At 66.8% G+C, this 21,125-nt stretch carries 21 protein-coding genes; 10 read left to right on the forward strand and 11 right to left on the reverse strand.

Annotation, left to right across the window (positions count from 1 at the left end; all coding sequences use genetic code 11):
- Window positions 1–6: 6 nt before the first annotated feature.
- The 4 genes from DSX2_RS09135 to DSX2_RS18805 form a co-directional block, all read right to left on the reverse strand.
- Window positions 7–810 (reverse strand): inositol monophosphatase family protein, encoded by an 804-nt coding sequence (locus tag DSX2_RS09135; protein WP_020879889.1) that lies wholly within the window; start codon window positions 808–810, stop codon window positions 7–9.
- Between the two features lie 90 nt (window positions 811–900).
- On the reverse strand, window positions 901–1,926 hold the full coding sequence (locus DSX2_RS09140) for a rod shape-determining protein (RefSeq protein WP_020879890.1): 1,026 nt from the start codon (window positions 1,924–1,926) through the stop codon (window positions 901–903).
- A 70-nt stretch (window positions 1,927–1,996) separates the two neighbouring features.
- Window positions 1,997–2,965, reverse strand: a complete 969-nt coding sequence (locus DSX2_RS09145) for a GAF domain-containing protein (RefSeq protein WP_020879891.1) — start codon at window positions 2,963–2,965, stop codon at window positions 1,997–1,999.
- A gap of 3 nt (window positions 2,966–2,968) precedes the next feature.
- A complete protein-coding gene (locus DSX2_RS18805) occupies window positions 2,969–3,187 on the reverse strand; it encodes a DUF6485 family protein (RefSeq protein WP_084486532.1) in 219 nt (72 codons plus the stop codon).
- Between the two features lie 216 nt (window positions 3,188–3,403).
- Here DSX2_RS18805 and DSX2_RS09150 point away from each other — a divergent pair, with 216 nt between their 5' ends.
- The 4 genes from DSX2_RS09150 to DSX2_RS09165 all read left to right on the forward strand — a co-directional run bounded on the left by DSX2_RS09150 (window position 3,404) and on the right by DSX2_RS09165 (window position 8,355).
- Entirely contained in the window at window positions 3,404–5,152 is a 1,749-nt protein-coding gene (locus DSX2_RS09150; RefSeq protein ID WP_020879892.1) for a hypothetical protein, read from the forward strand.
- An 83-nt stretch (window positions 5,153–5,235) separates the two neighbouring features.
- Entirely contained in the window at window positions 5,236–6,321 is a 1,086-nt protein-coding gene (gene gcvT, locus DSX2_RS09155) for a glycine cleavage system aminomethyltransferase GcvT (RefSeq protein ID WP_020879893.1), read from the forward strand.
- Window positions 6,322–6,330: 9 nt separating this feature from the next.
- Entirely contained in the window at window positions 6,331–7,068 is a 738-nt protein-coding gene (locus DSX2_RS09160; RefSeq protein WP_020879894.1) for a 16S rRNA (uracil(1498)-N(3))-methyltransferase, read from the forward strand.
- 45 nt (window positions 7,069–7,113) lie between these two features.
- Window positions 7,114–8,355, forward strand: a complete 1,242-nt coding sequence (locus DSX2_RS09165; protein ID WP_020879895.1) for a replication-associated recombination protein A — start codon at window positions 7,114–7,116, stop codon at window positions 8,353–8,355.
- 55 nt (window positions 8,356–8,410) lie between these two features.
- Here DSX2_RS09165 and DSX2_RS09170 read toward each other — a convergent pair whose 3' ends face one another.
- On the reverse strand, window positions 8,411–9,730 hold the full coding sequence (locus DSX2_RS09170; RefSeq protein ID WP_020879896.1) for a glycosyltransferase: 1,320 nt from the start codon (window positions 9,728–9,730) through the stop codon (window positions 8,411–8,413).
- Complete coding sequence (locus DSX2_RS09175) at window positions 9,727–10,992, reverse strand: glycosyltransferase family 9 protein (RefSeq protein ID WP_020879897.1); 1,266 nt, start codon at window positions 10,990–10,992, stop codon at window positions 9,727–9,729. The genes DSX2_RS09170 and DSX2_RS09175 overlap by 4 nt, the downstream gene beginning before the upstream one ends.
- Window positions 10,993–11,100: 108 nt before the next feature.
- Here DSX2_RS09175 and DSX2_RS09180 point away from each other — a divergent pair, with 108 nt between their 5' ends.
- The 6 genes from DSX2_RS09180 (at window position 11,101) to DSX2_RS09205 (ending at window position 16,188) form a co-directional block, all read left to right on the forward strand.
- On the forward strand, window positions 11,101–11,778 hold the full coding sequence (locus tag DSX2_RS09180) for a bifunctional precorrin-2 dehydrogenase/sirohydrochlorin ferrochelatase (protein ID WP_020879898.1): 678 nt from the start codon (window positions 11,101–11,103) through the stop codon (window positions 11,776–11,778).
- A complete protein-coding gene (locus DSX2_RS09185; protein ID WP_020879899.1) occupies window positions 11,765–12,598 on the forward strand; it encodes an inner membrane protein YpjD in 834 nt (277 codons plus the stop codon). The genes DSX2_RS09180 and DSX2_RS09185 overlap by 14 nt, the downstream gene beginning before the upstream one ends.
- A 4-nt stretch (window positions 12,599–12,602) precedes the next feature.
- Entirely contained in the window at window positions 12,603–13,961 is a 1,359-nt protein-coding gene (gene hemA / locus DSX2_RS09190; protein WP_020879900.1) for a glutamyl-tRNA reductase, read from the forward strand.
- 9 nt (window positions 13,962–13,970) lie between these two features.
- The gene (locus DSX2_RS09195) at window positions 13,971–14,306 is read left to right on the forward strand and encodes a hypothetical protein (RefSeq protein WP_020879901.1); all 336 of its coding nucleotides are present in this window, start codon (window positions 13,971–13,973) and stop codon (window positions 14,304–14,306) included.
- 25 nt (window positions 14,307–14,331) lie between these two features.
- Window positions 14,332–15,396 (forward strand): tRNA lysidine(34) synthetase TilS, encoded by a 1,065-nt coding sequence (gene tilS / locus DSX2_RS09200; RefSeq protein ID WP_020879902.1) that lies wholly within the window; start codon window positions 14,332–14,334, stop codon window positions 15,394–15,396.
- 120 nt (window positions 15,397–15,516) lie between these two features.
- Window positions 15,517–16,188, forward strand: a complete 672-nt coding sequence (locus DSX2_RS09205; RefSeq protein WP_020879903.1) for an adenylate kinase — start codon at window positions 15,517–15,519, stop codon at window positions 16,186–16,188.
- 111 nt (window positions 16,189–16,299) lie between these two features.
- On the opposite strand, the gene DSX2_RS09210 is transcribed toward DSX2_RS09205, so the two are convergent.
- From DSX2_RS09210 to recO, 5 genes are all read right to left on the reverse strand, one after another.
- Window positions 16,300–16,629: a hypothetical protein gene (locus DSX2_RS09210; RefSeq protein ID WP_020879904.1), complete on the reverse strand. Its 330-nt coding sequence runs from the start codon at window positions 16,627–16,629 to the stop codon at window positions 16,300–16,302.
- A 301-nt stretch (window positions 16,630–16,930) separates the two neighbouring features.
- On the reverse strand, window positions 16,931–17,194 hold the full coding sequence (gene rpsT / locus DSX2_RS09215; protein ID WP_020879905.1) for a 30S ribosomal protein S20: 264 nt from the start codon (window positions 17,192–17,194) through the stop codon (window positions 16,931–16,933).
- Window positions 17,195–17,342: 148 nt separating this feature from the next.
- Window positions 17,343–19,433, reverse strand: a complete 2,091-nt coding sequence (glyS, locus tag DSX2_RS09220; protein ID WP_020879906.1) for a glycine--tRNA ligase subunit beta — start codon at window positions 19,431–19,433, stop codon at window positions 17,343–17,345.
- 7 nt (window positions 19,434–19,440) lie between these two features.
- A complete protein-coding gene (gene glyQ, locus DSX2_RS09225; RefSeq protein WP_020879907.1) occupies window positions 19,441–20,316 on the reverse strand; it encodes a glycine--tRNA ligase subunit alpha in 876 nt (291 codons plus the stop codon).
- Window positions 20,317–20,347: 31 nt separating this feature from the next.
- Window positions 20,348–21,094: a DNA repair protein RecO gene (recO, locus tag DSX2_RS09230; RefSeq protein ID WP_020879908.1), complete on the reverse strand. Its 747-nt coding sequence runs from the start codon at window positions 21,092–21,094 to the stop codon at window positions 20,348–20,350.
- Window positions 21,095–21,125 lie beyond the last annotated feature (31 nt).

Below are 21,125 nucleotides of genomic sequence, written 5' to 3' on the forward strand. Positions count from 1 at the left end.
CACGGCTCAGCCGGGCCGGCCCGGCTCCAGATCCTTGCGCAGAATTTCCGAAAGCGCCTCATGAAGCAGGCCGTTGCTCGCCAGGATGTTCTCCGCGCCGAGCAGGTAGGGCTTTGCCGCATCCATGGAACTCACGCGGCCGCCCGCCTCTTCCACGAGCAGCCAGCCGGCTGCCGTGTCCCAGGGCTTGAGGCCGTATTCGTAGAAACCGTCGTAGCGCCCCGCGGCCACGAAGGCCATGTCGATGGCCGCCGCGCCGGGCCTGCGCACGCCCTGGGTGGCAAGGAGCATGCGCCGCATGTGCGCCAGGATGCGGTCCACATAGCGCTCGATGGCATAGGGGAAGCCCGTGGCCACGATGCCGTCCACGAGCTTCGCGCAGTCCGAAACGCGCATGGGAGCGCCGTTGCAGAAGGCTCCCCTGCCCCGCGCTGCGTGGTAGAGTTCGTCGAGCATGGGCGCGTTGACCGCGGCGAGCACGGGGCGCCCGTCGGCCCAGAGCGCCACGGACACGGCCACGAAGGGGATGGAGTGGGCGAAGTTCGTGGTTCCGTCCACCGGATCCACGATCCAGGCCAGCTCGCCCGGTCCCTTGCCGTCGGACGATTCCTCGCCGTAGAAGGCCGCCTCCGGCAGGAGGGCGCCGAGCTTTTCCCGCAGCAGTTCCTCCACGCGCATGTCCGTCTGCGTCACGAGATCGATGCGTCCCTTCTTGGTGATCTCCCGCGCGCCGCTCCAGTCCTGGCGGACGACCTCGCCCGCGCTCCTCGAGACGGCCAGCAGACCGTCCAGCAGTCCCTCGTATTCCATGCGTACCTCCCAAAAACGAAAGAGGCGGTCCGGGGACCGCCTCTTTCAAAAGCCTGGCCGACGCCTGGCGAAAACCGGGACCGTCCCAGGCTAGTTGATGAAGACGGACTTGAAGGTCTCCTCGTTGGCCATGGTCTTGCCGGTGCCGCGCACCACCGTGGTCAGGGGATCCTCGTCGATGATCACGTGCAGCTGCGTCTCGCGGGAGATGAGCCTGTCCAGCCCCTTGAGCAGCGCGCCGCCGCCCGCGAGCAGCAGGCCGTTGCGGGCTATGTCGCCGACCAGTTCGGGCGGGGTCTTCTCGAGGGCGGTGCGCGTGGCGCGCACGATGACGCTCACGGGCTCCTGGATGGCCTCGCGGATGTGGCCGTCCGTGACCGTGACCGAGGACGGGGTGCCGGTGATCAGGTTCTTGCCCGAGACGTCCATGGTCATCTGCTCGGGCAGCGGGTAGGCCGAACCGATGGCGATCTTGATGCGCTCGGCCATGTTCTCGCCTATGAGCATCTGGAACTGGTCCTGGAAATAGCGCTGGATGGCCTCGTTCAGCTCGTCGCCCGCCACGCGCACGGATTCGGCGTAGGCCACGGCCGAGAGCGAGATGACCGCGACCTCGGTGGTGCCGCCGCCGATGTCCACGACCATGTTGCCCACGGGCTGGTCGATGGGCAGGCCCGCGCCGATGGCCGCGGCCATCGGCTCCTCGACCAGCCTGACTTCGCGCGCTCCGGCCTGCTGCGCGGACTCGATGACCGCGCGCTTTTCAACCTGGGTGATGCCGGTGGGCACGCAGATGACGATCTTGGGCTTGACGATGCGCATGCCGCTTATGACCTTGCGCACGAAAAAGGCGATCATCTCCCGCGTGACCTCGAAGTCGGCGATGACGCCGTCCTTCAGCGGCCGGATCGCCCGGATCTTCTCCGGGGTGCGGCCCATGTATTCCTTGGCCTCCTTGCCCACGGCGATGATCCGGCCCTCGCGGTTGTCGATGGCCACCACGGAAGGCTCGTTGAGCACGATGCCGTCCTTGGCCGTATAGAGAAGCGAGTTGGCCGTGCCGAGGTCCATGGCCAGGTTTGTGCCAAGGAAGCCGAACAGTTTGCTGAAGAACATAGGGTGCTCTCTTATGCCACTTCGGGGGAACGGAAGGAGTGTGCTATGGAGTCCATAACCGGATGCCGTATTATTCCTTTCCCGCAGCTGAGGTCAAACGATTTTTCAGATAGAGATTCTCGAGAAATAACGCCAGGTTGCCCGTAGCCATCGCCAGGAATGCCTTGAGGTCGTCGCTGAGGGGGACGCCCCGCTCGTCCGCTGCCACGAGCACCCCTCGGGTGCGCCTGTGCACGAGCAGCGGCAGGCAGGCCAGGGTCGCGTACGGCGCGGTGACCACGTCCTTGCCGAAGAGCGGCATGGACGAAGCGGATTCGCGGTCGCCCGAAAAGACGGGGGCGCCGTTCTTGTAGACCCAGCCGATGATCCCGTTGCCGATGGGGTAGGCCTGGTCCGGCGAGGCTCCGCGCACGGGCAGGCGGGTGGCTCCCTCCACGAAATAGTGGCGGCCGTTCTCGTCGCGCACGGTGAGGAAGACCGTGGACATGCCCGCGGCCTCGGCAACGATCTGCAGAAATCCGTCGATGAAGGTGGTCCAGCGCGGCGTCTTGGTGCGCAGCATGGAGATGGCCTGCAGCGCCCGGTAGTAGCCGGACAGGGAGCCGTCCGCGGCGCGCTGGTCGCGGTCCTCGGCCAGGCCGACGATGAACTGGGCGAACTGGTGCAGTATCTTCTGGTCCTTGGCGCTGAAGGAGTAGGTGCGCATGCTGTCCAGGCAAAGCACGCCCATGTCGCGATCCAGCGGGCAGCCCATGAAGGCCCGCACGCGCGACTCCTCTCCGCCCTCGTAGTAGCCGAGCACGCCGCGCTTCTGGTCGAAATTGTTGATCAGGAGCGGCTCGCGGTTGCGGATGATCCAGCCCGCGAGCCCCTGTCCAGGGGCGATGACGGCACCCTTCTTGATCTTGTCGCTCAGGCTGAAGCTAGCGGCCATGGAATAGGAGCCGGCCTCCTCGGGCAGGAAGAGCACGGCGGAGTGCGCGTCGAAGACGCTGCAGATGATGCCGAGGAGCTGTTGGTTGATGGCCTTGCAGGACATGCGCTATTTATTAAAGCGTTGGACGAAGAAATCAACGCTGCGGTTATATGTCTTCTCATCCGTCTCGGAAAAATAGCAGCCCGGAAGTTCGCCCCTCACGCGATGGTGGTGCAGGCATTCGCAACACAGTCCATGCCGCGGGCAGGAGGTGTAAGTGCAGGTGCACTGGGCCGTGTTGGCCTTGGAGCGGGGGCACTGGGCGAGTCTCGAAGCAGAGGGCATGCTCGGTAATCTCCGGGTTGTCGTCGGTCGCGGCGGCGGTAGTCGTCACTCGATCGACTTTCATTAGGTAATCCCGGCGGGGAGTGTCAACGTGAAGAGACCTTGCGGATATGCCGGAGATATCGCCCCGTCTTTAATAATGCGAAGACCTTTGACAACGGTGTCCGGCATGCCCTAGAACGGACAAAAAGGAAAACTCCGCGCAGGCACAACCACATGTCGTTTACTTGGCAGAACGCATTCAGCAAGCTCCCTCACCTGCGCTGGACCTCCCCCACCGAGGTCGAGGGACTGAGGCGCATCGACTCGCTCGAGAAGCTCAAGGACTATCTCGACTGGGTGCATATCAAGCTCTGCCTGCTCAAGCCTTTTTTCGAGGTCGAGGACTATCCCCTCGTGGATCCCCGCAGCCTGCTTCCCTCCTTTGAACCGGAACTGTTCGAGTACAAGGAGCTGCCGGGCTACCTCATGGTGGCCTTCGACCGCCAGCTGAACCCCTTCGACGAGATATTCCAGTACGACCGGCTGTACAACATCATGGCGCCGGGCGCCGAGACGAGCGAGTCCTGCCCCCTCGAGAACACGGTCATCGACCAGAATCTCCAGATCCTTCGCTCCCGCCTGCCCAAGAAGGTGCAGGAGGGCTTTCTTTCGCGCTTCTCCGGCAAGGACATCTGCTACCTGGAGAACTACCCTCCCCTGCTCGAGTTCCTGCTGGAGATGGACCGCGCCCATGTCATCTCGCGCGACCCCTACGGCGAATACCATCTCTCGGGCGTCTACGGCTCCCTGCCCGCCGACCTGGATACGGAGATCAAGCGCTTCGGCCTACGCATCGGCAAGTTCGCCACCGGCGACAACGAGCGCTACGAGCGCAACCGGCTTTTCGTCTACCAGTTCCTGATGGAACTTTACGGTTTCTCCATCGTCTCCGAGCGGCGCACGGCCGCGGCCCTCTTCTCGCGCCGCCTCTTCCGCATGGGCGAGCGCTTCATGGTGCGCGTGCAGGGCCAGTCGGACCGCACGATCACGACGCTCTACTCGCACCCGCAGGCCAAGAGCTATCCGCGCGTGGAGAAGGTCGCCCTGGTACGCATCGAGGAAGACCAGAAGGAGGCCATCGCCGAGCTCGAGAAGGGCGGCTTCTTCGTGGACCGCAAGCGCCGCGCCGTGATCCTGCGCGCGGTCTACCGCCAGCACAGATTCAACCCGAAGAACGTGCGCCAGGACCGCGCCCTGTCCATCACCCGACAGGAGGTCATCCATCCCCTGACCGGCGAGATCCGCACCGATATCAACATCCTCAAGGACAGCTACAACATGATCTTGAGGCTGAACGACATCGTGCGCGGCGAGTACGTGGGCGCCGTGACCTACAAGCGCCAGGAGGTGGTCTTCAACACCGAGACGCACGAGAAGCGCCTCAAGTTCCTCTCCACCTGGCTGACCAAGCACCAGCGCCGCATCATCGGCTACTCGGAGGAGTTCTACACCAAGGTCATCAAGGTCCTGGACAGCTACCTCCTGACCCCGGACAACTTCGAGACCTTCAACACCATGCACGACCTCTACCAGGAGGTCTGGAGCCGGTTCAGCTACATCCAGCAGGCGCGCAAGGTGAAGATACTGGAGGATCTGGCCGACCGCCGCTCCAAGGGCGGACAGTCCCTGAACTATCTGGAGCAGCTGACCTCCATCAACGACATCCTGGCCGATCTCAAGTTCGAGATCGTCAACTATTTCGACGAACTGGTGCAGGGCGTGCTGGCCATCGGCGAGCGCGTGCTGAACGACCGCTACCTGCAGCGCACCTACGTAGAGGTGCCCGAGGACTCGCTCAGCAAATACGGCAAGGACATCCGCCGCCAGTACCGCCGACTGGTCTCGCAGATCGACGAGTTCTCGGCCATTCGCAAGGCACGCCAGGATCGCAGCGAGACGTTCGTCATGCAGGCCGTGCTCTGATGTCTCGTTGCTCTTCCGCCCGTTTTCCCGCATAATAATCCCCCACTGCTCGCCGAGCAGGTCGAAGAACCCTGGAGGATGGAATGTCTGCGCTGAAGGAAACTCCGCTGTCCGGCTGGCATGCCGAGCACGGCGCGAAAATGGTCGATTTCGCCGGATGGAAGATGCCCGTGCAGTACGAGGGCATCATCAAGGAGCACGAGCAGACGCGCACTGCTGCGGCGGTCTTCGATATCTGCCACATGGGCGAGTTCCTGCTCAAGGGCCCGGGCGCGCGCGACGCGCTGGACCGCATCGTGACCCACAACCTGCTTACCCTGGGCGCGGGCAAGTGCCGCTACGGCTTCATGCTCAACGAGCGCGGCGGCGTGCTGGACGACCTCATCGTCTACTGCCTGGGCGAGGACGACTACATGCTCGTGGTCAACGGCGCCTGCGAGGAGTCCGACTTCTCCTGGTGCGCCGGTCACCTGCCCCACGGCCTGACCTTCACCAACGTCTCGGCCGAGACGGCCAAGATCGACCTGCAAGGACCGCGCTCTCTGGACGCCCTGGAAAAGGCCCTCGGCTCCTCGTGGGGCCACCTCAAGTATTTCAACTTCGAGCGCAGCACCTTCGACGGCGCCCCGCTCATCGTCTCCCGCACCGGCTACACGGGCGAGCTCGGCTACGAGCTCTACCTGCCCTGGAACAAGGCCCTGGCCATGTGGGAGCTGCTGCTCGGCGTGGACTACGTGAAGCCCGCGGGCCTGGGCGCACGCGACACCCTGCGGCTGGAGATGGGCTACCCCCTCTACGGCCAGGATCTGGACACCGAGCACACGCCCGTGGAGGCCGGATACGGCTTCCTCATGGGCAAGGAAGGTCCCTTCGTCGGCAAGGAGGCGCTCGGCGAGGTGCGCGGAAAGCTCGTGCCCCTGGAGATCGAGGGGCGCCGCAGCGCGCGCCACGGCGACGCGGTCCTCGGGCCCGGCGGCAAGCCCTGCGGCGTGGTCACCAGCGGCGCCTTCTCGCCCACCCTCGGCCACTGCCTGGCCCTGGCCTACGTGGACGCGGCCCAGGCCGAGCGCGCCACGTTCACCATCAAGGGTCAGCGCGTCGATCTCCCTGCCAAGCGCAGCGAACTGCCTTTCTTCAAGGAAGGCACGGCGCGCATGAAGACCGCCTAAGGGGCAGTCTTGGGCCGACTGGACGGCTTCTACCTCCCCCCTGAGCAGTGGGGCGCGCCTTTCATCCTCACGGGCGGAGAGGCGCGCCACCTGCTGCTGGTGCTGCGGGCCGCGCCCGGCACGCGTGTGCGCCTCTTCGACGGCCAGGGACACGAGGGTGTCTTCCGCCTCGTGGAGGCAAAGAAGGACCGTGCCCGCCTGGAGCCCGAAGAGCTGCGCGACGTGCCGCCCCCCGGGGACGGCCTGACGCTCGCCGTGGGCTTCTCCAAGTCCGCCCGCCGCGACTGGCTCCTGGAAAAGGCAGTGGAGCTCGGCGCTGCGGGTCTCGTCTTCTGGCAGGCCCAGCACAGCCAGGGCCGCGTGCCGGACGCGCCCAAGGACAGCTGGCGCGACAAGCTCGTCTCGGCCGCCAAGCAGTGCGGCTCTGCCTGGCTGCCCACGCTCTCCGTGCTGCCCGGAGGCGTCAGGGAGCTTTCCGAACTCGGCAAATCCTTTGACGATCGCGTGCTGCTCTGGGAAAATGAGACACGCGCGGCCTTCGACCCCGCGGAACTCAAAGGCTCCTGCCTGGCCGTCGTCGGCCCGGAGGGGGGCCTGACCGACGCTGAGGCCGAGGCACTGTGCGCGGCGGGCTTTGCCGCGCGTCATCTCGGGCATTCGGTCCTGCGCCTGGAGACGGCCGCGCTGCTCACGCTGGGCCTCGCCTACCATCACCGCACGCTGGAGTTGCAGCGCGGCCGGGAATAGATTCCGTCCGCAGCCCCGCGCACCGGCAAGGAACGACCACAGTCCATGAAGATAGATCTGGCGCTCAATACTCCACTGGCCGAACGCCTGAGGCCCAAGAGCATCGATGAATTCATCGGCCAGCGCCACCTGCGCGGCAAGCTCACGACCATGGCCGCGGGCGGACGCCTGCCGAGCATGCTGCTCTTCGGCCCCCCGGGCTGCGGCAAGTCCACCATCGCCCTCCTCCTGGCCAAGGCCACCGGCCAGCCCTTCCGCCGCCTCTCCGCGCCCGAGACCGGCCTCGCCGCCCTGCGCAAGGAGATCCAGGGCTTCAAGATCCTCATCCTGGACGAACTGCACCGCTACTCCAAGGCGCAGCAGGACTTCTTCCTGCCCATCCTCGAGTCCGGCGAGCTGACGCTTCTGGCCACGACCACGGAGAACCCCTCCTTTTCGGTCACGCGCCAGCTCCTCTCCAGGCTGCACGTGCTGAAGCTGCGCCCCCTGGACCCCGAGGAGCTGCAGGAGGTGGCCCGGCGGGGAGCCGAGGCCCTGGGCATGGCCCTGGAGGACGAAAGCCTGGCCCTGCTGGCCTCCATGTCCGCGGGCGACGCGCGCACGCTGCTGAACCTCATGGAGTACGCGGCCAAGCTGCCGCCGGAGAAGCTGGCCCCGGCCGAGCTGGCCAAGACCCTGCCCGAGATGATGATCCGCGGGGACAGGGGCGGCGACACGCACTACGAGCTGGCCTCGGCAATGATCAAGTCCATCCGCGGCTCGGACCCGGACGCAGCCCTCTACTACCTGGCCTGCATGCTGGAAGGCGGCGAGGACCCCCGTTTCATCTGCCGCCGCCTGGTCCTCTCGGCCTCCGAGGACGTGGGGCTGGCCGATCCGTACGCCCTGGCCATGGCCGTCAGCGCGCAGCACGCCGTGGAATTCGTGGGCATGCCCGAGGGTTTCATCCCGCTGGCCGAATGCGCCGTCTACCTGGCGCTCGCGCCCAAGAGCAATTCCACCTACGCCGCCTACCTCATGGCCCAGCAGGAGATCCGGCGCGAGGGCCCTCGCCCCGTGCCGCTGCATCTGCGAAACGCCGCCACCAAGCTGCAGAAGGACTGGGGCTACGGTCGGGGCTACAAGTATCCCCACGCCTATCCCGAGGGATGGGCCGACCAGGACTACCTGCCCCAAGAGATCGTGGGAAGGCGGTTCTACCAGCCCAAGGAGCACGGCCTCGAGGCCAAGCTCACCCTTTGGTACCAGAAGATCCAGAAGATGAAGGGCGGGCGCCGCAAGGGCTAGCCCCAGCACTCCTCGTTTCGGGGCGGATGAGGAAGCCAGGGGCGAAGGCGCCGGATCAGGCGTTTCCGCCGTACTGCTTGCGCCATTCGTCCAGGAAGAGAACTGCCGTGTCCAGGGGGTCGAGCTTGCCCTTCTGGCTGCGCACTGCCCAGACCAGGTCGTCGAAGCTGACGTCCCCGGAAAGCCCGAGCCGCTCGCGCAAGGCCGCGAGCTTCGCACGCAGTTCCTCGGGCAGGCCGTCCTCGAGCGAGGCGGCCGACGCCGCGGCGCGGGGCCATTCGGGCAGGCGCCGCGGCAGACGTTCGGCGCAGAATTCCAGCAGACGCCCCATGCGGTGCTCGTAGGTGTGCTCCGTCAGGACGCGCGCCCGCGCCTTCTCCGCCACGGCGCGGCGCTCCTCGCCGCGCGAGAGGTAGTGCCCCACCATCTCCTTCAACTCGTCCAGCGAGGAGAAGCGGACCACTTCGTTTGCGGCGAAGCATTCGTCGAGGAGCGAACGCCTGTCCACGAGCTGGAACGCCCCGCAGGCGGCCAACTCGAAGGTGCGCGGGTTCACGAAATCGCCGTTTGTAACGAGTCGCGCGGGATCGACGCTCGAATGCAGATTCAGGTTCACGCGCGAGGCGTTGAAGATCTTCACGCACTCCTCGGAGGAGACGCGGCGGCCGCCCTCCTGCACGTAGGGCTCGAGCACCGGATCGCCGTCCCAGTCGCTGCCCCAGATCTTGAAGTCGAAGCCGAGGAGCTGGCGGAAGGCCACGCGGCGGTTGGCGTAGCCCGCGCCCATGAAGGACAGGTCCGAGCCGAAACGGTGCCGCTCCGCGGGCGAAAGCTCGAGCGGTCGATGGAAGTCCGGATCCGCGGCCAGCGGGAGATAGAGCGCGTTCTCCTGGCCGATGGCGGAAAGCTCCGCGAAGAACGGCTCCTTCTGGATCACGGCGAAGACGTCGTAGAGCGGGGCGAAGGCCTGCCAGTAGGTGAAGAGGCGGAAGTCCTCCACGAACCACATGGCAGTGGGGATTTGGAGGCTTCTCAGCCGCTTCAGCGCCTGGCGGGAGAGCGGGGCCTGTGCCATGGCCAGTACCAGGTCCGGGGCGAACGTCTCGGCCTTGGCCACCACGGCCTGGGAGACGACCTGCAGATACGAGTTCTGCAGGTGCTCGAGCTTGTCCGCCGCGACTTTCAGCGCGCGCAGGGCCAGGTAGGTGGGGTGGAAATCTGGCGATTCAACGACCTCCACCACGTGGCCGAGCCGCGTGAGTGCCGCGGCCGCGAAGCGGCCCACGGGCAGCGAGCCGCCGTAGAGCGGCAGGACCAGGAGGATGCGCAGCGGACGCGCGAAGCCGTCGGCCGAAGAGGGTGCGGAAGGGGTCATGGGAGGCATCCGTTTGCTGTCTGTTGCAACCGCCTCGGGTCCGGCCCGCCGAGCCAGTCCCGTTCCAGGAGAAATTCGTCAGTCAGGGCGTTCGCGCCTGCCGAAACGGCATCCGCGAGCCCGAGATGGCGCGCGAGAAAGGCGCGGAAGGCCGCGCGCTCGGCTGCGAAGGGCGCGCTGCCCCTCTCCGGCGCATAGTCCACGCCCAAGGCGTCGAGGCGGGACGCGAGGCAGGCCATGCCGTGCGGGGCCTCCCCTCCCCGTCCCGTGAGCAGGCGCAGGAAATCCTTGCCCGCGAACGGTTCGAGGCATCTGACTCCGAAATCGCAGGGGCGCGACTCCACGCAGGGCGCGCATTCGGCCGTGGCCTGCCAGACCGTGTGCCCCTCGCCGTAGGGCCCGGTCTCGAAGCACCAAGCCGAGGAGAGGAACACGGCGTGCACGGGCGTGCCGAGGTGCGCGGCCAGGTGCATGGTCCCGGTGTCCGGAGTCAGCAGCGCATCGAGCGAGGCGACGACATCGAAGAGCCCCTCCCAGTCCGTGCGTCCGGCAAGGTTCTTCACCGCGCCGCGTGCTGCCCTGGGCAGGTGCGCGGCCACGGCCTCCCCGGCCTCGCGCTCCCCGGCCGCGCCGAGAAGATAGAGCGGCCCCTGCCCCTTGCGGCTCCACAGCGCCGAGGCGGCCGGGCCGAGCACTTCCGGCGGCAGCGAACGGCGCTGGTTGCGTCCCGCAAGCACCACGCCCACGCCGCCGCCCTTCGGCACGGCGGCAGGATTGACCTCGCCCGGGGCCAGGGGAGCCGCGGCGTGGAAGGCCCAGAAATCCACGAGGTTCAGGCCGTAGGGACCGCGCTGCCGGGTCCAGCGGAAGGCCATGTCTGCCCAGGTGTCGCGCGTCTCCTGGCCGTCGCGGTTCACGTAGCCGCGCACGCGGTCGGGGTCGAAGAGCCGGGCCAGGGAGAAGTTGAGGCCGGAAAAGTTGAGGTTGTAGACCTCTGAGAAATCGCAGGCGGCGAGCTCCGCGAAGACCGGCAGGTTGTCCGCGGCAATCGCGGAAAGCCCCTGCCCGGGAGCGAGCCCTGCGGCATGCGCGCGCAGGGGGTGGAGCACGGCGTGGGGAAAGAGCAGGCCCGCGAGACTGGTCAGGGAGCGGTCCAGGCAGAGGTGCACCTCGCCCCGCCGGGCCAGGGTGAGGATGAGACGCTTGGTCTGCACGAGGTCGCCGAAACGGGCGAGCTGGATAACGAGAAAGCGTTCGTTCACGGTCGGTCTTTCAGGCCTTTTCCGGCCGATCTACCCCATTCGCAGGGGCGGGGCAAGAAAGCCGCCCGATTTACTCGCGGTCGGGCTTCTGCTAGGGTAACGACCCTTATGCGCTACTATCCCATCTTCGTGAATCTGACGGACAAGGACTGCCTCGTGGTCGGCGCCGGGGCCGTGGGCCGCCGCAAGATCGGCGCCCTGCTGGACCGCGGGCCGCGCTCCGTGCTGGTGGTGGACACGCGGCCTCCGGCCGACGACATGGCCGCCCTGCTGGACAATCCCCGCCTCTGCTACGAGACGCGGACCTTCCGGGACGAGGACGTGGACGGGAAGTTCATCGTCATCGCCTCCACGGACAACGAGGAGCTCAACTGGCGCATATCCAACCTCTGCAAGGATCGCGGCATCCTGTGCAACATCGTGGACCAGCCGGAGAAGTGCAGCTTCATCGTCCCGGCCGTGGTCAGCAAGGGCGACCTGACGCTGGCCGTGTCCACGGGCGGGGCGAGCCCTGCCCTCGCCAAGAAGATCCGCCGCGACCTCGAGGAGTATTTCGGCTCCAACTACGGCGACTTCCTGATCCTCATGGCCAGGCTCAGGCCGCACGTCCTGGGCCTCGAGCGCGGCACGGAGCACAACACCGTCCTGTTCCGCGATCTCGTGGCCTCGGACCTTCTGAGCGCCTTCGAGAGGAACGACGCGGGCCGCGCGCGGGAGATCCTTGCCGCGCACCTGCCCGCCGAGATTTCCGGGCGCATCGACGAGGTGCTGGATGGCCTTTTCTGATCTGCTGCGCTGGATAGTCTTCGGCTGCTACTTCGCGGGCGCCACAGGCGTCTTCCTCGGCCTCGTCACCAGCCGCAAGGGACTCTTGCGGCTGGGCGCGTGGATCACCGGGCTCGGCTTCGCCGCGCACACCGCCGACCTCGTCCTGTGGCTCGTCGGCGGGCTCTCCCACGGCCCGGAGGAGTCCTACATAAGCCTCCTCTCCTGGGTCCTGCTGGTCGTCTTCGTCATCCTCTGGCGCACGCGCGACCTCGCCTTCCTGGGCATGGCCGCGGCCCCGCTCGCCTTTCTCATGTACACGGTCTCCTTCGCCTTCTCGGGACTTCGCGTGGTCGTTCCCCAGGAATACGCCGCACTCTTCTGGGTCGTGCACATCGGCTCCATCTACGTCTCCATGGGCCTGCTCGCCATGGCCTTCGGCGCGGGCATGGCCTTCATGTACATGGAACGCAAGATCAAGACCAAGGCAAAGCTCTCGGGCTTTCAGCGCGAGATGCCGTCGCTGCAGGCCTTCGACAAGGTCAACCGCCTGGCCGCCCTGGTGGGCTTCCCGCTCTTCACCCTGGGCATCGGCTCGGGCTTCGTCTGGTCCGGCCTCATGCGCAAGATGGCCTACACGGGCCATCCGCGCGAGATCCTGTCCATCATCGGCTGGCTCATCTACGCCTTCCTCTTCCATCAGAGGCTGGCCATGGGCTGGCAGGGCCGCAAGCCCGCGCGGCTGGCCATATGGCTCTTCATCTTTCTCGTCTGCGCCATGCTGGCAGTGAACCTGCTGTCCCCCATGCACCACAGCGTCGTCCTTCAACAGCCCTCGTAACCCAGTGAAAAACGATATCTTTCTCATCGGTCTGAACCACAAGACCGCAGACGTCGAGGTCCGCGAGCGGTTCGCCCTCTCGGACAAGCCAGATACGGCCCGCCGTCTCGTCTCCGGCCCGGTGCGCGAGGCCATGGCCCTGTCCACCTGCAACCGCGTGGAAGTGCTGGCGGTGGGCTCGGGCGACGTGATCGGCCATGTGGCCCAGGTCTGGGCCGGGGCCTGCGGGCAGCCGCCCCGTCTGCTCGAGGAGGCGGCCTACGTGCACCGCGAGCTGGACGCCGTGCGCCACGTCTTCAGCGTGGCTTCGAGCCTGGACTCCATGGTCGTGGGCGAGCCGCAGATCCTGGGGCAGCTGAAAGACGCCTACCGCGCGGCGGTCGATCTGGGGACGGCCAGGGTCATCGTCAACCGGCTGCTGCACAAGGCCTTCTTCGTGGCCAAGCGGGTGCGCACGGAGACCGAGGTGGCCTCGAGCGCCGTGAGCATCAGCTACGCGGCCGTGGAACTGGCCAAGAAGATCTTCGGCGAGCTCGCGGGCAAGCGGGCCATGCTCGTGGGCGCGGGCGAGATGGCCGAGCTGGCCGCCCAGAACCTGCTTTCCGGCGGCATCGAGCACATCGTGGTCGCCAACCGCACCCTGTCCCGGGCCGAGGAGCTGGCCGCGCGCTTCCGCGGCACGCCCATCGCCATCGAGGACATGTACGAGCACCTGCACGAGACGGACATCGTCATCAGCTCCACGGGCTCGCCCACGGCCGTGATCCGCGCCCAGCACGTGCGCGACGTGCTGCGCAGGCGCCGCAACCGGCCCATGTTCTTCATCGACATCGCCGTGCCCCGCGACATCGACCCCGATGTGAACCTGCTGGACAACGTCTATCTCTACGACATCGACGACCTGCGCGAGGTCGTGGAGGAGAACCTGGCGCAGCGGCGCGGCGAGGCCGAGCGCGCGGCGACCATCGTGGCCGCGGAGACCGAATCCTTCGCCAAGTGGCTGAGTTCGCTGAGCCTGCACCCGACCATCCGCGACCTCATGGCCCACGGCGAGGACCTGGCGCGGCGCGAGCTGGCCAAGACCCTGCGCCGCCTCGGGCCGGACGTGGACGACAGGACCCGGGAGAGCCTGGAGACCCTGGTCCTGTCCATCGCCCAGAAGCTCTACCACGAGCCCGTCTGCTTCCTGAAGCGGCGCGCCCAGGAGGAAGGCGGAGCCGAGCGCTTCATCGACCTCTCCCGCCGCATGTTCAACCTGGACCGCGAGAGCATCCCCCCGGACGCCCACGCCGACCGCAAACCCTCCCTGACGGACGACGACGCCTGCGACTGCGGGCTCGACGAGCCGGACGGCACCGAATAAAGGAGTCCCATGCGCTGGTACGTCGTAGACGAGCTCGCTGCCGCGGACGTCAAACGCATCGTCGAGGCCCTGGAGACGCGCGGTCTGCAAAGCCCCATCGAAGGCCTCTACTACCTGACCGTGCCCGAGGAGCTTCTGTCCGAGGAGCAGCGGGCGCACGCGGCCGAATGCGGCCCGCACGTCATGGCGCTCGAGACCGAGGACGAATTCCTGCGTCTCGAGCTTCTCGTGCGCGCCCGGGGCAGGATGCGCTGCTCCTGCGTGCACTACGCGAGCCCCGAGGCGCGCTCCTGGGCCATCGACTTCCTGGACGCCTTCATCCGGGAGTTGGACATCCCGGTCTAGCCCCCGTCCGGCCGCGGGAGAACGCATGGCATCGCCCCGTATCCTGCCCGATACCCTGCCCCACACCCTGCAGGACCTGCCCCCGGCCCAGGCCCACCTCTGCCTGGACGTGCAGCGCTTCGTCTCCCGGGAGCTCGGCGTCGAACTCGCCGGGCGCAGTCTGCTCGTGGCCTTCTCGGGCGGCGCCGACTCCACCGCCCTGCTCCTGGCCTTCCACTACCTCGCTCCGCGCCTCTCCGCGCGCATCGCGGCCGCGCACCTGGACCACGGGCTCAGGCCCGAGTCGGCGGATGACGCCGCGCACTGCCGCGCCTTCTGCGCCGCGCTCGGCATCCCGTACTTCGGGGAGCGCGAGGACGTGGCCGAGCTTTCGCGGCGCAAGGGCATGGGGCTCGAAGAGGCCGGGCGCATCGCCCGCCGCGATTTCCTGCAGAGGGTCATTCTCGAGACCGGAGCGGACTGGGTGCTGTTCGGCCATCACCTGAACGACCTGGCCGAAGACCAGCTCATGCGCCTCATGCGCGGCACGGGCTGGCCAGAACTCGGCGGCATGGCCGGAGTGGACGTGGACCGCAGCCTGCTGCGGCCCTTCCTGCTCACGCCGCGCGCCCGTCTGCGGGAATTCCTGCAGGCCGCGGGAGTCCCCTGGCGCGAAGACGCCAGCAACCAGGACCCGGCATTCCTGCGCAACCGAGTGCGCCACGACGTGCTGCCCCTGTTCGTGCGCGAGAACCCGAACTACCTCACGGCCGCCGCCCGGCTCTGGAACCTGGCGCGCCTGGACCGCGAGCTTGCGGCGGCAAGCCTCTCCGAACCGGAGCCTGGGCTTGGGCTCGGCGAGGAGCCGGACACCCTCGTCCTGCGTGCGGAAGTGCTCGACGCGGCCCATCCGGCCGTGCGCCTGCGGCTGTGCAAGCAGGCGCTCACGCGGCTCGGTCCGGGGCAGCCGCTCATGGACGGGCTCATGGACCTCGAGCATGCCTGGACCGCGCGGCGCATCGGCGCGGCTGTCCGCTTTCCCGGGGACAAGGAGGCGCGTGTGGCTCCGGAAGGCATCGTCTTCGGCCGCGTGCGCCGGTTCGTTTCCTGACGCTCGATTCTCTTCATCCCACAGAGCTTCCGGAGGCCCCGGCCAGCGCAGGTGCGTTGACAGCGCAGTTGTGAAAGAGTAGACAAGACCACTTTGTGAAAATTTCCACAGGAGGACGCGATGAATATCCTGATCTTCGGCCCCAACGGTAGCGGCAAGGGCACGCAGGGCTCCCTGGTCAAGAAGAAGTACAACCTCGACCACATCGAATCCGGTGCCATCTTCCGCCAGCACATCGGCGGCGGCACCGAGCTCGGCAAGAAGGCGAAGGAATACATCGACCGCGGCGAGCTGGTTCCCGACGACATCACCATTCCCATGGTCCTCGACGTGCTCAAGAAGTCCAGCGCCAACGGCTGGCTGCTCGACGGCTTCCCGCGTTCCATCGTCCAGGCCCAGAAGCTCTGGGAGGCCCTGCAGAAGGACGGCGTGAAGCTCGACTACGTCATCGAGATCCTGCTGCCCCGCCAGGTGGCCAAGAACCGCATCATGGGCCGTCGCCTTTGCAAGAACGACCCCAACCATCCGAACAACATCTTCATCGACGCCATCAAGCCCGACGGCGACAAGTGCCGCGTCTGCGGCGGCGAGCTCACCGCCCGCTCCGACGACCAGGACGAGGGCGCCATCGACAAGCGTCACGACATCTACTACGACACCAAGACCGGCACCCTGGCCGCCAGCTACTTCTACAAGGACCTGGCTCCCAAGGCTGGCTTCAAGTACATCGAGCTCAACGGCGAGGGCTCCATCGACTCCATCAAGGAAACCCTGATCGCGCAGCTCGACTAGAGCCCGCGCAGCCTGCCAGGGCAGCAATGAAAAAGGGGCGCACCGTGACGGTGCGCCCCTTTTTCATTGTGCGGCCCGAGCCCGATGTGGACCCGATGTCGCTGCTCGCCGTCAGGCCTTCCGGACGCCGCGCCTTCCCGGCTTGCGGCTGGCGATGCGGCGTTCGATGGGCTTGAGCTCGAAGATGGTGACGTAGAGGTAGAGGACGCCCAGGGCGTTGAAGATGATGAAGGACTTCCAGCCGCCGTTCAGCAGCCAGTCCACCTGGGGAAAGACGTGCATGCGGGAGCTGCCCTGGCTGATGTGCCAGACCTTCCAGAGGGAGAAAGTGCCCCAGATGATGCCCCAGACCAGAAGATGGCAGCAGAAGCGGATCCTGGAGACCAGCATGCGACGGTACAGGATTCCGTCGTATTCCTGTTCCTTGTCCAGAAAGCTCATAGCGTCCCCTCCTCCCGAGTCCGCCTGCCTCTGCCGTTGCCCTTCCCGGTTCGTGTCGCGCCGGCATCGGCGGCTCGATTGCGGCAAGTCCGAACGTTTCGCCCAAGCGATATCAGCAGGGGATGAACTTCACAAGTCCCTGCAATCAAAATATTGCGGATGGTTGGAGAAAATCACTCCCCGAAGACGGGAAAGCATTGTCTCGGCTGGCGCGGCTTCCGGAGAACCATCGCACGGCAAAAACGAAAAGCCGGCCGCGCAGTGCGCGGCCGGCCATGGATATATCACTCGGGAGTGAGGCTTAGGCCAGCTTGTTGACCGCGACGCTCAGGCGGGAAACCTTGCGGCCCGCGGCACGCCAATGCAGGACCTTCTTGCCCGCGGCCTTGTCCAGGACGGAGGTGGCGTCGACCAGAGCGGCCTGGGCCTTCTCCTTGTCTCCGGCGGCCAGCGCCTCGCGCACGGCCTTCACGGCGTTCTTCACACGGGTCTTCATGGCCCGATTGCGGGCATTGCGGATCAGGCTCTGCTTGTGCCTCTTGAGCGCGGACTTGTGATTGGCCAACTTTGCTTCTCCCTTATGTTCTCTTGAAGTGGTTCGTTTCCTTGGTGCGCACTGCGTGCGGAAAAGGTGCCGTTACACCCTGCTCCTGGCGTTGTCAACTCCTCTCCTCTCCTGTGCCCGATAAAAACGGGCCTGCCGTGCGCCCATCCTACACCTGGAGCGCGGCGAAGTCGGCCAGCCTGCCGAGCATGACGGTCAGGGCCTGGAGCAGGTTCAGCCGGTTCAGCCGCAGCGCCTGATCATCGCACATGACCATGACGTTGTCGAAGAATGCGTCCACAGCGGGCCTGAGCTCGCCGAGCAGGCCGAAGAGCGCGGTGAAGTCGTCCGCCTGCCGCATGGCTTCGAAACGCGGAGCGGCCGCTTCCAGGGCCGCGGCAAGACCGCGCTCGGCGTCGCCCTCGAAGAGGTCGGCCGAGTACGCTCCGGTCAGCTCCTGGCCTGCCTCGGAGCCCTGCTTGCGGATGATGTTGGACGCCCGCTTGAAGGTCAGCACGGCCTCGGAGAAGCCCTCGGAGCGGCTGAAGACCGCCAGGGCCTCGAGCCGCGCGCCCAAGCTCCAGATGTCCGCGAAGCCCGCGCCGAGCGCGGCCTCGACCACCAGGGTCTCGTGCCCCTTGCCCGTGAACCAGGCCTTCAGGCGCTGGCCGAAGAAGTCCTTGAGCTTGGCCTTGGCCTCGGGCAGGGGCAGCTTCCACTGCACGTTCTCGTACCCGGCGAAGCCGAGGCCGATCAGATCGTCGAGATCCAGGCGCAGGGCGTGGTCGAGCACGATGCGGCAGATGCCCAGCGCCTGTCTGCGCAGGGCGTACTGGTCGGCTCCGCCCGTGGGGATCATGTTCAGGCCGAAGCAGCCGCAGAGCGTGTCCAGCTTGTCGGCCACGGACAGGAGCGCGCCGGACAGGCTCGGGGGCACCGGCGAGTCGGGCCCCGCGGGCAGGTACTGCTCGTAGACCGCGCTCGCCACGGCCTCGGACATGCCCTTGCGGCGGGCGTAGATGCCGCCCATGATGCCCTGCAGGCTGTCGAACTCGTAGACCATCTCGGAGACGAGGTCGGCCTTGGCCAGGCGGCCCGCCTGGGAAAGGTCGAGCAGCAGCTCGGGCTGCACGCGCTCGGCGAGGCGGCCGCACAGCGCCTCGATGCGCCGGGACTTGTCGCCCATGCTGCCGAGCGGGGCCAGGAAGGTCACGTTGTCGAGCTTGCGCAGCCAGACGTCGAAATCGGTCGAGGTGTCCGCCTCCCAGAAGAAGCGCGCATCCTCGAGCCTGGCCTTGAGCACGCGCTCCCAGCCCTTGCGCACCAGGGACACGTCCACGGGATCGAGGTTCAGCACGGTCAGGAAGCGGTTCAGCAGCTTGCCGTCCGCCCCCTGCACGCCGAAGCTCTTCTGATGGCTCTGCATGCTCGTCAGCAGGACCTCGCGCGGCAGTTCCAGATAGAGCGGCGCGAAGCTCGCCAGGATGGGGCGCGGCCATTCGACCAGCCCCGAGACCTCGTCCAGGAGCGACTCGTTCCAGACGATGCTGCCGCCCGCCTCGGCGGCCAGGCGGTCGCCCTCGGAACGGATGAAGGCCTTGCGCTCCTTGGGGTCGAGGACCACGCGGCACTGCTCGCGCACGATGCCCTCGTAGGCCTCGGCGTTCGGCACCTCGAAAGGCCCGGGGCCCATGACGCGATGGCCGAAGGTCCGGCGGCCGGAGGTGATGTCCTCCAGGGCGAAGGGCACGACCTCGCTACCCAGGAGCGCCAGGAGCCAGCGCACCGGACGGCCGAAGCCGATCTCGCGCGAGCCCCAGCGCATCTTCTTGGGGAAGGACAGGGAGAGGACCGCCTTGCGGCAGATCTCGGGCAGGATGTCCAGGCTCTTGCCGCCGCCGGTGGTCTTGCGGCAGGCCACGTACTCCCCCTTGTCCGTGGTCACGGTGAAGAGCGCCGACGGCTCCACGCCCTGGCCGCGGGCAAAGCCCTGCCCGGCCTTGGTGGGGTTGTCGTCCGCGTCGAAGGCCACCTTGGCCGGAGGACCGGTGACGACCTCCTCCTCGCTGCGCTGCACCTCGGCCACGTCCAGGGCCTCGACGACAACGCGGCGCGGCGTGCCGAAGGCGAAGATGCGGCCGTAGTCGATCTTGGCGGCGATCAGCTCGCCGGCCACCAGCCGCTGCAGCTCCTCGGCCAGCCCGGGGAAGAAGCGGGCCGGCATTTCCTCTGTGCCGATCTCGAGAACAAAAGAGGGCATCGTCTGCCTACCTCGCGGTCTTCAAAAGGGGATAGTCCATGTCCTTGCGCTGGGCTGCGTACAGCCGGGCCACGCGGCCCGCCAGGTTGCGCACGCGGTGGATGTATCCGGTGCGCTCGGTGATGGAGATGGCGCCGCGCGCGTCGAGCAGGTTGAAGGTGTGCGAGCACTTCAGGCAGTAGTCGTAGGCGGGCCAGGGCAGGCCTTCCTCGGAAAGCCGCAGGCACTCCTTCTCGAAGGCGGCGAAATTGGCGAAGAGCAGTTCCGTGTCGGCAAGCTCGAAATTGTACTTGGACTGCTCGACCTCGTTCTGGTGGTGGACCTGGCCGTAGGTCACGCGGTCGTTCCAGGCCAGGTCGTAGACCGACTCCTTCTCCTGCAGGTACATGCAGATGCGCTCGAGCCCGTAGGTCAGCTCCACGCTCACGGGAGTGAGGTCGATGCCGCCCACCTGCTGGAAGTAGGTGAACTGCGTGACCTCCATGCCGTTCAGCCACACCTCCCAGCCGAGTCCCCAGGCGCCCAGCGTCGGCGACTCCCAGTCGTCCTCGACGAAGCGTATGTCGTGCTCCTCGGCCTTCACGCCCAGCGCGGCCAGGCTCTTCAGGTAGAGCTCCTGGACGTTGTCGGGCGAAGGCTTCAGGATGACCTGGAACTGGTAGTAGTGCTGCAGCCGGTTCGGGTTCTCGCCGTAGCGGCCGTCGGTGGGACGACGCGAAGGCTCGACGTAGGCCACGCTCCACGGCTCGGGGCCGATGACGCGCAGGAAGGTGTGCGGGTTGAAGGTGCCCGCGCCGACCTCGATGTCGCAGGGCTGGCCGATGAGGCAGCCCTGCTCGGCCCAGAAGCGCTGCAAGGTCAATATGACGTTCTGAAAGGTCATGCTGTCCCCTTGTCCCCGGTGCGGCCGGGCTTCAGATCCGCCGGTAGCGGCCTGAATCCCAGACCAGACCGAGATGGTACTCGATGAAACGGTCAACGGCGACGGAGCATTCGCGCCTGACGGCGGGCGAAACGTCGAAAGCGGGCCAGACGTCCGGATCGCTCCGGGAAAGAAGCTGCAAGGTCTGCGCGGCTTCGCGGCCGAGCACGACACGCTGCCGCAGGTCACGCCCGCACTCCGCGCAGGCCAGGCGGCCGCTCTCGACGCCGAAATGCGCCAAGGCAATGTCGTTTAATCTCTTGCCGCAGACATGGCAAGAAGCGAGTTCCGGCCAGAAGCCCAGTGCGAACAGCACCCGCGCCCTGAAGAAGAGCGGCAGGGCCTCTGGAATGCGGTCTTCCCCCTCCAGAAGTTCAAGCACACCTTGAAGGGTCTCGAAGACCACCGGGGTGCTCTGCGCGCCGTCCTGCACGGCCTCGGCGAACTTGAGGCAGTTGGCGGCCAGCCCGAGGCGGGCGAGGTCCGTGCGCAGTCGCGGATAGCCGTGCACGAGACTGGCCTCTTTGAGCTGGAGGTAGCGTCCGGCGCGATCCGTGCCCGCGTGCACGAGGACCAGGTTGAAGGCATCGAGACAGCCCCCGAAACGGCGCCTGCTGCGGCTCCCCCCGAAGGCGAAGGCCTGAAAAAGGCCGCGATTCGGCCCGAGCAGCCGGACCCACAGGTCCGCCTCCCGAAAACGCCCGGTCTTCATCACCAGGGCCTTTTCGGTGAACTCCATGCGGGGCTCCTTCCGGCTCGGAGCCGGAATT

The sequence above is a fragment of the Desulfovibrio sp. X2 genome, assembly GCF_000422205.1.
GTDB lineage: Bacteria > Desulfobacterota > Desulfovibrionia > Desulfovibrionales > Desulfovibrionaceae > Alkalidesulfovibrio.

Coding starts and splice junctions, on each gene's coding strand:
- DSX2_RS09135 (WP_020879889.1), bottom strand. CDS start 810: ATGGAATACGAGGGACTGCTGGACGGTCTGCTGGCCGTCTCGAGGAGC.
- DSX2_RS09140 (WP_020879890.1), bottom strand. CDS start 1,926: ATGTTCTTCAGCAAACTGTTCGGCTTCCTTGGCACAAACCTGGCCATG.
- DSX2_RS09145 (WP_020879891.1), bottom strand. CDS start 2,965: ATGTCCTGCAAGGCCATCAACCAACAGCTCCTCGGCATCATCTGCAGC.
- DSX2_RS18805 (WP_084486532.1), bottom strand. CDS start 3,187: ATGCCCTCTGCTTCGAGACTCGCCCAGTGCCCCCGCTCCAAGGCCAAC.
- DSX2_RS09150 (WP_020879892.1), top strand. CDS start 3,404: ATGTCGTTTACTTGGCAGAACGCATTCAGCAAGCTCCCTCACCTGCGC.
- gcvT (WP_020879893.1), top strand. CDS start 5,236: ATGTCTGCGCTGAAGGAAACTCCGCTGTCCGGCTGGCATGCCGAGCAC.
- DSX2_RS09165 (WP_020879895.1), top strand. CDS start 7,114: ATGAAGATAGATCTGGCGCTCAATACTCCACTGGCCGAACGCCTGAGG.
- DSX2_RS09170 (WP_020879896.1), bottom strand. CDS start 9,730: ATGACCCCTTCCGCACCCTCTTCGGCCGACGGCTTCGCGCGTCCGCTG.
- DSX2_RS09180 (WP_020879898.1), top strand. CDS start 11,101: ATGCGCTACTATCCCATCTTCGTGAATCTGACGGACAAGGACTGCCTC.
- DSX2_RS09185 (WP_020879899.1), top strand. CDS start 11,765: ATGGCCTTTTCTGATCTGCTGCGCTGGATAGTCTTCGGCTGCTACTTC.
- DSX2_RS09195 (WP_020879901.1), top strand. CDS start 13,971: ATGCGCTGGTACGTCGTAGACGAGCTCGCTGCCGCGGACGTCAAACGC.
- tilS (WP_020879902.1), top strand. CDS start 14,332: ATGGCATCGCCCCGTATCCTGCCCGATACCCTGCCCCACACCCTGCAG.
- DSX2_RS09205 (WP_020879903.1), top strand. CDS start 15,517: ATGAATATCCTGATCTTCGGCCCCAACGGTAGCGGCAAGGGCACGCAG.
- DSX2_RS09210 (WP_020879904.1), bottom strand. CDS start 16,629: ATGAGCTTTCTGGACAAGGAACAGGAATACGACGGAATCCTGTACCGT.
- glyS (WP_020879906.1), bottom strand. CDS start 19,433: ATGCCCTCTTTTGTTCTCGAGATCGGCACAGAGGAAATGCCGGCCCGC.
- glyQ (WP_020879907.1), bottom strand. CDS start 20,316: ATGACCTTTCAGAACGTCATATTGACCTTGCAGCGCTTCTGGGCCGAG.
- recO (WP_020879908.1), bottom strand. CDS start 21,094: ATGGAGTTCACCGAAAAGGCCCTGGTGATGAAGACCGGGCGTTTTCGG.